This window comes from Aminobacter ciceronei (assembly GCF_014138625.1).
Lineage (GTDB): Bacteria > Pseudomonadota > Alphaproteobacteria > Rhizobiales > Rhizobiaceae > Aminobacter > Aminobacter ciceronei.
In genome coordinates this window covers 16,330-27,523 of the sequence record NZ_JACJHY010000052.1, presented here as the reverse complement: position 1 = coordinate 27,523, position 11,194 = coordinate 16,330, and the positions used below count along the sequence as shown (strand labels likewise).

11 protein-coding genes and 1 pseudogene are annotated in these 11,194 nt (G+C 64.2%); 9 read left to right on the top strand and 3 right to left on the bottom strand.

Annotated features, from left to right (window positions below):
• Both HNQ95_RS31100 and hemN read right to left on the bottom strand, forming a co-directional pair.
• A pseudogene (locus HNQ95_RS31100) lies at positions 1 to 179 on the bottom strand (UDP-glucose 6-dehydrogenase); the annotation flags it as partial.
• A gap of 70 nt (positions 180 to 249) precedes the next feature.
• The gene (hemN, locus tag HNQ95_RS31095; RefSeq protein ID WP_154387415.1) at positions 250 to 1,599 is read right to left on the bottom strand and encodes an oxygen-independent coproporphyrinogen III oxidase; all 1,350 of its coding nucleotides are present in this window, start codon (positions 1,597 to 1,599) and stop codon (positions 250 to 252) included.
• A gap of 187 nt (positions 1,600 to 1,786) precedes the next feature.
• On the opposite strand from hemN, the gene HNQ95_RS31090 reads away from it, so the two are divergent.
• Positions 1,787 to 2,512, top strand: a complete 726-nt coding sequence (locus HNQ95_RS31090) for a Crp/Fnr family transcriptional regulator (RefSeq protein ID WP_154387416.1) — start codon at positions 1,787 to 1,789, stop codon at positions 2,510 to 2,512.
• Positions 2,513 to 2,520: 8 nt separating this feature from the next.
• On the opposite strand, the gene HNQ95_RS31085 is transcribed toward HNQ95_RS31090, so the two are convergent.
• On the bottom strand, positions 2,521 to 3,069 hold the full coding sequence (locus HNQ95_RS31085) for a hemerythrin domain-containing protein (protein WP_067955829.1): 549 nt from the start codon (positions 3,067 to 3,069) through the stop codon (positions 2,521 to 2,523).
• 83 nt (positions 3,070 to 3,152) lie between these two features.
• Between HNQ95_RS31085 and ccoN the strand changes: the two genes are divergently transcribed.
• The 8 genes from ccoN (at position 3,153) to ccoS (ending at position 11,167) form a co-directional block, all read left to right on the top strand.
• On the top strand, positions 3,153 to 4,769 hold the full coding sequence (ccoN, locus tag HNQ95_RS31080) for a cytochrome-c oxidase, cbb3-type subunit I (RefSeq protein ID WP_067955827.1): 1,617 nt from the start codon (positions 3,153 to 3,155) through the stop codon (positions 4,767 to 4,769).
• A gap of 10 nt (positions 4,770 to 4,779) precedes the next feature.
• Entirely contained in the window at positions 4,780 to 5,511 is a 732-nt protein-coding gene (ccoO, locus tag HNQ95_RS31075) for a cytochrome-c oxidase, cbb3-type subunit II (RefSeq protein WP_067955826.1), read from the top strand.
• A 10-nt stretch (positions 5,512 to 5,521) separates the two neighbouring features.
• Complete coding sequence (locus HNQ95_RS31070) at positions 5,522 to 5,671, top strand: CcoQ/FixQ family Cbb3-type cytochrome c oxidase assembly chaperone (RefSeq protein ID WP_067955824.1); 150 nt, start codon at positions 5,522 to 5,524, stop codon at positions 5,669 to 5,671.
• A gap of 3 nt (positions 5,672 to 5,674) precedes the next feature.
• On the top strand, positions 5,675 to 6,538 hold the full coding sequence (ccoP, locus tag HNQ95_RS31065; protein WP_067955823.1) for a cytochrome-c oxidase, cbb3-type subunit III: 864 nt from the start codon (positions 5,675 to 5,677) through the stop codon (positions 6,536 to 6,538).
• A gap of 171 nt (positions 6,539 to 6,709) precedes the next feature.
• Entirely contained in the window at positions 6,710 to 8,266 is a 1,557-nt protein-coding gene (gene ccoG / locus HNQ95_RS31060; protein WP_067955821.1) for a cytochrome c oxidase accessory protein CcoG, read from the top strand.
• A complete protein-coding gene (locus HNQ95_RS31055) occupies positions 8,263 to 8,760 on the top strand; it encodes a FixH family protein (protein ID WP_182576033.1) in 498 nt (165 codons plus the stop codon). The genes ccoG and HNQ95_RS31055 overlap by 4 nt, the downstream gene beginning before the upstream one ends.
• On the top strand, positions 8,757 to 11,030 hold the full coding sequence (locus HNQ95_RS31050; protein ID WP_182576034.1) for a cation-translocating P-type ATPase: 2,274 nt from the start codon (positions 8,757 to 8,759) through the stop codon (positions 11,028 to 11,030). Before HNQ95_RS31055 ends, HNQ95_RS31050 begins: the two co-directional genes overlap by 4 nt.
• A complete protein-coding gene (gene ccoS, locus HNQ95_RS31045; RefSeq protein WP_067955816.1) occupies positions 11,027 to 11,167 on the top strand; it encodes a cbb3-type cytochrome oxidase assembly protein CcoS in 141 nt (46 codons plus the stop codon). Before HNQ95_RS31050 ends, ccoS begins: the two co-directional genes overlap by 4 nt.
• Positions 11,168 to 11,194 lie beyond the last annotated feature (27 nt).

Below are 11,194 nucleotides of genomic sequence, written 5' to 3'. Positions count from 1 at the left end.
GCGTGGTTCTCGCGCACCAGCGCCTCCAGCCCCGGCTCGAAGATCGGGATGAAACCCTGGTTCAGCCGCTCGACCTTGGCCGCATCGACGTCGACGCAGACGACATCGTGACCGACCTCGGCCAGAACAGCCGCCTGAACAAGACCGACATAGCCAATCCCAAATACTGTCAGATTCATGAATCCAGATCCCGTTCGCGCCGTGCGTTTCGCACGCGCTTGATACAGGAATTTGACAGCGCGTAGAAGTTCAGACGGCTACGGAATGGCGCGCGGTGCCCTGCCCGAGATAGGCGTCGAAGACAGCCGCGATCGATCGAACGAACGGCTTGCCGCGTTCGCTGACGACGAAGCGGTTGCCGGCGCGCACGAAGACGCCGTCCCTGTCGTTGGCGGCAAGCAGCTCGGCCTCGGCAATGACGCCGCGGGCGCCATCGCCGAAACGGCTGAGCAGCTCGCAGCGCGAGAAGGAAAAATCGCACATCAGCCGCTCGATCACCCAGGCACGCATGCGGTCGGCATTCGACAGGGCGAAGCCGCGCACCGCGGCCAGGCCACCGGCCAGCACGCGGCGTTCATATTCTCCCGTTGCCGGCATGTTCTGGACATAGCCATGTGGCAGAAGGCCGATCGACGAGGCACCGAAGCCGATCAGCGCGTCGGCCTGGTCGGTCGTATAGCCCTGGAAATTGCGCCGCAGCGTGCCCGCATGCGCCGCCACGGCCAGGCTATCCCCAGGCAAGGAGAAATGATCCATGCCGACGGCTTCGTAGCCGGCGTCCAGGATCAGCCGCGCGGCCACTTCCGACTGCGCCAACCGCGCCACAGCGTCGGGCAACAACGCATCGTCGATCATCGTCTGGTGCTTCTTCAGCCACGGCACATGGGCGTAGCCGAACAGCGCGATGCGGTCGGGTCGCAGCGACAGCAGCTTTTCCGTTGTTGCGGCGATGCTGTTGAGCGTCTGGTGCGGCAAGCCGTAGAGCATGTCGAGATTGACCGAGCGCACGCCGCGCGCGCGAACGGCGTTGACCACTGCCTTCGTCTGTTCGAAACTTTGCTCTCGGTTTATGGCCTTTTGAACCCGCTCATCGAAATCCTGCACGCCCAGGCTCGCCCGTGTCAGACCTACGGCCGCCAGCGCATCAAAACGAGCCTCGTCCATATCGTTGGGATCGATCTCGACACTGATTTCGGCATCATCGGCAAAGCTGAACTTTTCGCGCAGGCGGCTGCCGAGCGCCATCATGTCCTTCGGTGTCAGCATCGTCGGCGAGCCCCCACCGAGATGCAAGTTGCGGACATTTAGCCGGCTTCCACACAGCGCGGAGATCGTATCGATCTCGCACTCCAGCGCCCTGAGATAACGTTCGACGGGATCGTAGCGACGGGTCTGCTTGGTATGGCAGGCGCAGAACCAGCACAGCCGGTCGCAATAGGGAACATGGATGTAGAGCGACGCACTCGCCCCCTTGGGCAACGCGCGCAACCAGCCGCCATAGGTCGTCGAAGACACCGCCGCATTGAAGTGCGGCGCGGTCGGATAGCTGGTGTAGCGCGGCACCGGCGCTGCGTATTTCTCGACGAGGGTCCTGTCCATGATCGTCTCCATCAATTGCTGAAGCATGCTGCGGAGACGCCGGTATCGCCTTGACCTGGATCAAGCGAAGACCTGGATCAAGCAACGAGCTGGATCAAAAGCAACACAGGGCGATGGACACAATGACACGGTTCCTTTTGGCGGCCGCGATGCCTAGATTGGGCAAATCGGGGTGCTGGACGAAGAAATGGCCATTCGCCAGGACATTCACAATTCTGAAATACCGGCGTTGTGCCGCTCCTGCGAGGCGCGGCATCGCGGCGTTTGCGGTGCGCTGACGCCGGAACAGCTTGTCGAGCTCAGCCGACACACCACCAAACGCAAGGTCGAGCCGGGCACCGTGCTGGTGTCGGACTCGGACACGATCGACAGCTACGCCAACGTGCTGGCCGGCGTGGTCAAGCTGGTCAAGACGTTGCCCGACGGCCGCCAGCAGATCGTCGGCCTGCAGTTCGCGCCCGACTTCATCGGCCGTCCGTTCAAGCAGGAGAGCTCGATCACGGCAGAAGCCGCAACCGCCGTCCGCGTCTGCGCCTTTCCCAAGACCTCGCTCGACCGTATGATCGACCAGGCGCCGGAGCTCGGCCACCGGCTGCATCTCCAGGCGCTCGACGAGCTCGATGAGGCACGCGACTGGATGCTGACGCTGGGACGCAAGACCGCCGCCGAGCGTGTCGCCTCGTTCCTTCACCTCATCGCCAGGCATGGCGACCCAGAGGCCGAGAGCGCGGGCGAAATCAGCTTCGACCTGCCGCTTACCCGCGCCGACATCGCCGATTTCCTTGGCCTGACCATCGAAACCGTCAGCCGCCAGCTGACCAAGCTGCGCAAGGACGGTCTGATCACGGTCGAAAACAACCGCCATATCACGGTCTTCGACTTGGACAGGCTGGAGCGACGCGCCAATATCTGAGCAGGCCGTCAACCGGCGGGCGCCAGAAGTGCCATGACATGGTCGCGCTCGAAAGCGACGTGCCGGCGCACCGCGCCGAAATAGCCTCGCAACATGAATCCCAGGGTTTCCGGACTGTCGGCCTCGCCCTGCCGCGCGGCAAAGCGCAGGGCGTCCCGCAACTCGGCGGCGTAGCCCTCATCCTCGAGATGTTCGTTCCTCAGTCGCTCGATGGTCTTGCCCGACTCGACGCTGTGGCCCAGACGCTGGCAAAAGCACGGAAAGATCCGCTGCTCCTCGAAGCGGTGGATTTTTGCCATTGTCGGCCCAAGCGCCCGCGCCGCCAGGATGCATTTTCTCCGGTCAAGCCCGTTGGGCAGTGAATCGGCAATCTCCTCAAGCCGGTCGCACAGCGCAAGTTCGGCGGTATGGGCGCGCCGCATCACCTCGACGGCCTCGCGCTCAGCACCATCCTGCGATCCGGCTTGCCTGTCATTGAGCGCGATCATTACCCAGAGGTTCCCTTTTTGAGGCCAAGGCTGGGCCGACACGGCCGGCTTGACCTTGATCCAGATCAAGGCGCGAGCCGCCAATGTCATGGATGTGTCCGGTCTGGCGTCGGCAGAAACCGTCGGCGCGCGACCATAGTCGGGGATCGCTCATGAAATATGGAAACGAAATCGTCCTGCTGGCACTGGCGGCGTTCGCCGCCTTGCTGGGCGCCGCCTTCGCGCAGGATAGCCAGTTCGGCGCTCATATGTGGGTGCTGTTCTTCGCCCTTGCCGGTGGCGCCACCGTCCTGCTGCGCACCGGCAACTACGCACCGGCCGCTGCCGCGCCCGCGGACAGCTCGCCCTACATGGACGGGCCAATACGCTACGGCGTTATCGCCACCGTGTTCTGGGGCGTCACCGGCTTCCTGGTCGGCGTCGTCGTGGCGGCCCAGTTGGCATTCCCCGATCTCAACATCGAGCCCTGGCTGAACTTCGGCCGCCTGCGCCCGCTGCACACCTCGGCAGTGGTCTTCGCCTTCGGCGGCAACGCGCTGATCGCGACCTCGTTCTACGTCGTCCAGCGCACCTCGCGGGCGCGGCTCTTCGGCGGCAACCTCGCCTGGTACGTGTTCTGGGGCTATCAGTTGTTCATCGTCATGGCGGCGACCGGCTATCTGCTCGGCATCACCCAGAGCCGCGAATATGCCGAGCCCGAATGGTATGTCGACATCTTCCTGACCATTGTTTGGGTCGCCTATCTCGCCGTCTTCCTCGGCACCATCCTGAACCGCAAGGAGCCGCATATCTATGTGGCCAACTGGTTCTACCTCGCCTTCATCATCACCATCGCCATGCTGCACGTGGTCAACAACTTGGCGGTGCCGGCATCCTTCCTCGGCTCGAAGAGCTATTCGCTGTTCTCGGGCGTGCAGGATGCGCTGACCCAGTGGTGGTACGGCCACAACGCCGTCGGCTTCTTCCTCACCGCCGGCTTCCTCGGCATGATGTATTATTTCGTGCCCAAGCAGGTCGAACGCCCTGTCTATTCCTACCGGCTGTCGATCATCCATTTCTGGTCGCTGATCTTCCTCTACATCTGGGCCGGCCCGCACCACCTGCACTACACCGCCCTGCCCGACTGGGCGCAGACGCTCGGCATGGTGTTTTCGATCATGCTCTGGATGCCGTCCTGGGGCGGCATGATCAACGGCCTGATGACGCTGTCGGGCGCCTGGGACAAGATCCGCACCGATCCGATCGTCCGCATGATGGTGTTGGCCATCGCCTTCTACGGCATGTCGACCTTCGAGGGCCCCATGATGTCGATCAAGGCGGTCAACTCGCTCAGCCACTACACCGAATGGACCATCGGCCATGTCCACTCCGGCGCGCTTGGCTGGAACGGCATGATCACTTTCGGCGCCATCTACTTCCTGGTGCCGCGCCTGTGGGGTCGTGAGCGGCTCTATTCGCTGCGTTTGGTGACCTGGCACTTCTGGCTAGCGACCCTCGGCATCGTCGTCTACGCCGCGGTCATGTGGGTTGCCGGCATCAGCCAGGGCCTGATGTGGCGCGAGTATGACGAGCAGGGCTTCCTGGTCTACTCCTTCGCCGAAAGCGTCGCGGCCATGGCGCCCTATTACGTCGTCCGCACCATTGGCGGCCTGATGTATCTCGCCGGCGCGCTGGTCATGGCCTGGAACGTCTACATGACGATCCGCGGCCACCAGCGCCAGGAAGAGCCGATGCCCACCTCAGCCCCCGCCCTCCAGCCTGCGCAGTAAGGAGCCCGAAATGGCACTGCTCGACAAACACAAGACAATCGAGAAGAACGCGACGCTGCTTCTGGTCGGCACGCTTCTGGTCGTCAGCATCGGCGGCCTGGTCCAGATCACGCCGCTGTTCTACCTCGAGAACACGATCGAGAAGGTCGAGGGCATGCGGCCCTATTCGCCGCTGGAGCTCGCTGGCCGCAACATCTACATCCGCGAGGGCTGCTACACCTGCCACAGCCAGATGATCCGGCCATTCCGCGACGAGGTCGAGCGCTATGGCCACTACAGTCTGGCAGCGGAGTCGATGTACGACCATCCGTTCCAGTGGGGATCGAAGCGCACCGGCCCCGACCTCGCCCGCGTCGGCAATCGCTACTCCAACGAATGGCATGTCCAGCATCTGGTCGAGCCGCGCTCGGTGGTGCCGGAATCGGTCATGCCGAGTTACGCCTTCCTCAAGGAAACGCCCTTGGCGGTGAAGACCATCAGCTACGACCTGATCGCCAACCGTCGTGTCGGCGTACCCTACAGCGACGAGATGATCGCCAGCGCCGATGCCGACATCAAGGCGCAGGCCGATCCGAATGCCGACACGTCGGGCGTACTGGCGCGCTATCCCAAGGCCAAGCTTGGCGACTTCGACGGCGATCCGGCAGCGCTGACCGAGATGGATGCGCTGGTCGCCTATCTGCAGATGCTCGGGACGCTGGTCGACTTCTCGACCTACGACCCGGCCACCGGCTACCGCTAGGAGATATGCGATGGACTACACGACGTTGCGGCATTTCGCCGACAGTTGGGGGCTGCTGGCGATGACTGTCTTCTTCATCGGCGCGGTTCTCTTCGCCCTTCGCCCCGGCGGCAAGCAGGCCGCCGAGCGCGCCGCCCAAATCCCGCTCAAGGAGGACTGATCTGTGGGCGACAAGCACATCGACGAACTGTCCGGCGTCGAGACGACCGGACACGAATGGGACGGTATCACCGAGCTCAACAACCCGATGCCGCGCTGGTGGCTCTGGACCTTCTATGCCACCGTTGTCTGGGCGCTGGCCTACACCATCGCCTACCCGGCCTGGCCGATGATCAGCTCGGCGACGACAGGCGTGCTCGGCTATTCCAGCCGCGCCGACGTCAAGAACGAGCTGGCCGCAGCCGAACAGGCCAAGAGCGCCTATGTCCAGGCGGTCAAGGCGAAGAGCGTCGGCGAGATTCTGGCCGACGACAAGCTGCGCCAGTTCGCCACCGCCGCCGGCTCTGCCGCCTTCAAGGTCAATTGTATCCAGTGCCACGCCTCCGGAGCGCAAGGCTCGCCCGGCTTCCCCAACCTCAATGACGATGAGTGGCTGTGGGGCGGCAGCATCGACCAGATCTACAAGACCATCGGCCATGGCGTCCGCTTCGACGGCGACGAGAACACCCATGCGTCCGAAATGCCGGCCTTCGCCGACATTCTCGAACCGAAACAGATCACCGAGGTCGCAGCCTATGTCGCGAGCCTGTCGGGCACGGCCGACACGCCGGAGCTTGTTCCGGGCGGTGCCAAGGTGTTCGCCGACAATTGTGCCGCCTGCCACGGCGACAACGCCAAGGGCAACAAGGAGCTTGGCGCTCCCGACCTGTCCGACGCCATCGCGCTCTATGCCTCCGGCCAGGCCGCCATTGCCAGCCAGGTGCGCCATCCCAAGCATGGCGTGATGCCCGCCTGGGGCGCCCGGCTCGGCGACGTCAACGTCAAGGAACTTGCAATCTTCGTCCATTCGCTCGGCGGCGGCGAATAACCCTCCATCGCCGACGATCGATGGACGAAGGGTGGGGGAGAGGCCCGGCATCGCTGCCGGGCCTCTTTTTGCATTCGCTTGACCTGAATCAAGGTTCGCCGGGCACGGTCACGGCAAAAGCGAGATGAGACGCTGCCGAAGCAATGGCTTGGCGTCCAGCAGGAGACGAGAATGCTCGACGAGAGGCAGGTGGAGAGGCTCGAGGTTACGGCGGTCAACTCCGCCAAAACCCGCCAACCACTCTACACCGCACGCCAGAAGGTGTTTCCCAAGCGGGCCTCGGGCCGGTTCCGCCAGTTCAAGTGGCTGGTGATGCTGGTCACCCTCGGCATCTATTATCTGACGCCGTGGCTGCGCTGGGATCGTGGTCCCTTCGCGCCTGACCAGGCCGTGCTGCTCGACATCGCCAACCGACGCTTCTACTTCTTCTTCATCGAAATCTGGCCGCAGGAATTCTTCTATGTCGCCGGCCTGCTGGTCATGGCCGGAATCGGGCTGTTCCTCGTCACCTCTACCGTCGGCCGCGCCTGGTGCGGCTACACCTGCCCGCAGACCGTCTGGGTCGACCTGTTCCTCGTCGTCGAGCGCGGCATCGAGGGCGACCGCAATGCCCGCATCAAGCTCGACAGCGCGCCATGGTCGTTTGCCAAGATCTGGAAGCGCATGACCAAGCATGCGATCTGGCTGGTCATCGCGGTGGCCACCGGCGGCGCCTGGATCTTCTACTTCGCCGACGCCCCGACCCTGCTCGGCCAGTTCATCACCGGCGAGGCCGAAGCCGTCGCCTACATTACTGTCGCCATCCTGACCGCCACGACCTATGCCTTCGGCGGCCTGATGCGCGAGCAGGTCTGCACCTATATGTGCCCGTGGCCACGCATCCAGGCGGCGATGCTCGACGAGAACTCGCTGACCGTCACCTACAATGACTGGCGCGGCGAGCCGCGCTCGCGCCACGCCAAGAAGGCGGCCGCCGAGGGGTTTTCGGTCGGCGACTGCGTCGATTGCAATGCCTGTGTCGCGGTCTGCCCGATGGGCATCGACATTCGCGACGGCCAGCAGCTCGAATGCATCACTTGCGCACTCTGCATCGATGCCTGCGACGGTGTCATGGACAAGATCGGCAAGGAGCGCGGCCTCATTTCCTACGCCACGCTTGCCGACTACCAGTCCAACATGACAATCGCCATTGACCCCGCCACGAGAGCCATCGATCCCGCTCGTGTGCGCGATGCCGACGGCAAGCTCGACAAGGGCATTTCGCATTTCCACATCCGCCGGCTCTTCCGGCCGCGCACCTTCGTCTATGCCGGCGCGTGGGGCCTCGTCGGCCTTGGCCTGTTGATCGCGCTGCTTAGCCGCGACCGGCTCGACATCAACGTGCTGCAGGACCGCAACCCGCAATATGTCGTCCTGTCCAACGGCTCGATCCGCAACGGCTACACGGTCAAGCTGCTCAACATGGTGCCCGAGCCGCGCAGCTTCGAGCTCAGCATCGAGGGCCTCCCCGGTGCGGTCATGAGCGTGGTCGGCATCGACCAGCAGGAGACGCGCTCGATCACCATCGAGGCCGAGCCGGACAAGCTCAAGACCGTCAGGGTCTATGTCCGCCAGCCGCGCGACCAACTCAGCCAGGGACAGGGCTTCTCGTTCGTCGTCGCCGACAGGGCGGGCGCCGAACGAGATGTCTACGCCGCAAAGTTCAACGTTCCGGAGACCTTGAGATGAGCACGCGCGCCATTCAGCCGAGAGCATTCACCGGACGGCATATGCTGGCCATCATGGTTGCCTTTTTCGGTGTCATCATAGCAGTCAATCTGCTCATGGCGACCTTTGCCAGGACGAGCTGGACCGGGCTCGTCGTCCAGAACACCTATGTCGCCAGCCAGCAGTTCAACGAGCGCGTGGCCGAGCAGCGTGCTCAGGCAGCGCTGGGCTGGAAGGGCAAGCTCACCATCGTCAATGGCGAGATCCACTACAGCTTGACCGATGCCGCCGGCGCCCCGGTCGCGATCGACAGCGTGACCGCTTCCTTCCGCCGTCCGGCCTATGAAGCCGAAGACTGGCAGGTGTCCTTGCAGCGCGAAGCGGACGGCCCGTTTTCCATCGCCACACCGCTGCGCGACGGCATCTGGATCGTCAGCACCGAAGCCTCGGTTGCGAACCGCGAGCCCTATCGCGAAGCGCGCCGGATCGTCGTTTTCGATGGAGCGGAAAGATGAATTGCTGCGGTCCAGAAGCCGAATTTGCCCTCAGCTTCAAGCCGGTTGCCGCAAGCGGACCGCCGCGCGAAGAACTGCTGCTTGCCAGTCGCGCTCTGCCAGGCAGTGCCAGGCAGGTCGAACTTTCCGTGCCAGGCGTGCATTGCGGCGCCTGCATCGCCAATATCGAGGCCACGCTCGGCAAGCTCGACGGCGTCGAGCACGCACGCGTCAACCTGTCGACGAAGCGTGTTTCCGTGCGCTGGCGCGAGGACGCAGGCGTTCCCGCCATCTCGGAAGCCCTGGCGCGACTCGGCTACGAAAGCCATCTGTTCGAGCAAGGGGCCGATGACAAGGACGAGACGCTGGCCGAACTCATCCGCGGGCTCGGCATTGCCGGCTTCGCCGCCGGCAACATCATGCTGCTGTCCGTGTCCGTCTGGTCCGGCGCGACGGATGCCACGCGCGACCTGTTCCATTGGATCTCCGCGCTGATCGCCCTGCCCGCGCTCGCCTTTTCCGGTCGCATCTTCTTCCGCTCGGCCTGGGGCGCATTGCGCAACGGCCGCACCAACATGGATGTGCCGATCTCCATCGGCATCCTGCTCGCCTTCGGCATGAGCCTCTACGATACAGCCAACAGCGGCCCGCATGCCTATTTCGACGCCTCGGCTTCGCTGCTGTTCTTTCTATTGATCGGCCGTACGCTCGACCACGTCATGCGCGAGCGCGCCCGCGTCGCCGTCAAGGGTCTCGCCCGACTTGCGGCCCGTGGCGCGACCGTGCTGCAGGCCGGCGGCGCCAACGCCTACCTTCCGGTCCAGGAGATCGAGCCGGGCATGCGGATCCTTCTCGCCGCCGGCGAGCGCGTGCCTGTCGACAGCAAGGTGATCAATGGCCGCTCGGAGCTCGACTGCGCCATCGTCTCGGGCGAAAGCGTGCCTGTTGCGGTCGAGTCAGGTGCCGCCTTGCGTGCCGGTACACTCAACCTGACTGGAGCGCTGACAATCGAGGCAACGGCCAAGGCGCGGGATTCCTTCCTCGCCGAGATGGCGCGGTTGATGGAAGCCGCCGAAAGTGGCCGCGGCGGCTATCGCCGCATTGCCGATCGCGCCGCCGCACTCTACGCGCCCGTTCTCCACCTGACCGCCTTCCTGACCTTCGTCGCCTGGATGGTCGCCGACGGAAACTGGCACCAAGCTATCACCATCGCCATCGCCGTCCTCATCATCACCTGCCCCTGTGCGCTCGGTCTCGCCGTGCCGATCGTGCAGGTTGCCGCCGCGCGACGCCTGTTCGAGAACGGCATCATGGTCAAGGACGGCGCCGCCATGGAACGTCTGGCCGAGATCGATACCGTCGTCTTCGACAAGACCGGCACGCTGACGCTTGGTAGACCGAGGCTGGTGAACGCCCACGAAATATCAGCCGAGACGCTCACTTTGGCAGCCGCGATCGCACTCCATTCGCGCCATCCGATCTCACGCGCCCTCTCCGAGACCCAGGCCGCTATGCCTGCCAAGGATTGGCACTTCGACAGCGTCGAGGAAATTCCGGGCTTCGGCCTGGAGGCGCGGCTGGGCGCGGACACCTACCGTCTGGGCCGCTCAGCCTGGGCGCTGGACGATGCCGCCTCGGCCGTTGGCACCGTCCTCTCAAAGAACGGCGCCGAACTCGCCGCCTTCGCCTTCGAGGACAGATTGCGGACCGGCGCCGTAACGGCAGTTGCAGATTTGCGCGCCAAGGGCCTCTCCGTCGAAATCCTCTCCGGCGACCGCTCGGAAGCCGTGACTGCCGTGGCCAAGGCTCTCGGTGTCGAAACCTTCTCCGCGGGCGTGCTGCCAAACGGCAAGGTGGAGCGTCTCGAGGCACTCAAGGCAGAAGGCCGCAAGGTGCTGATGGTCGGCGATGGGCTCAACGACGCGCCGGCGCTGGCCGCCGCCCATGTCTCGATCGCCCCTGCCGGTGCCGCCGACATTGGCCGCAGCGCCGCCGACTTCGTCTTCCTGCGCGAGGGCCTTTCTGCCATTCCACTGGCCTTGGCCGCCTCCTGTGAGGCCAACAAGTTGATCCGGCAGAACCTGGTGCTTGCCGTCATCTACAATGCCGTCGCTGTGCCGATCGCACTGTTGGGCTACGTCACCCCACTGGTGGCGGCCCTGGCGATGTCCGGCTCCTCGGTCATCGTGATCGCCAACGGACTGCGGCTCAGCACCGGCAAACGCAGCGCGGCAGAGGCTGCCATCAGACCGGCAAAACCCTTCCCAGCCAAGGAGGTCATGGCATCATGAGCGGTCTCCTCGTCCTCCTGCCCATCGCGCTGTTTCTCGGCGCCCTTGGCCTCGCTGCCTTCCTGTGGTCGCTGCGCAGTGGCCAGTATGAAGATATGGACGGCGCTGCCGAACGCATCCTGGTCGACGACGACTAGCCTGACGACAAAATGGCTGCGACCGGA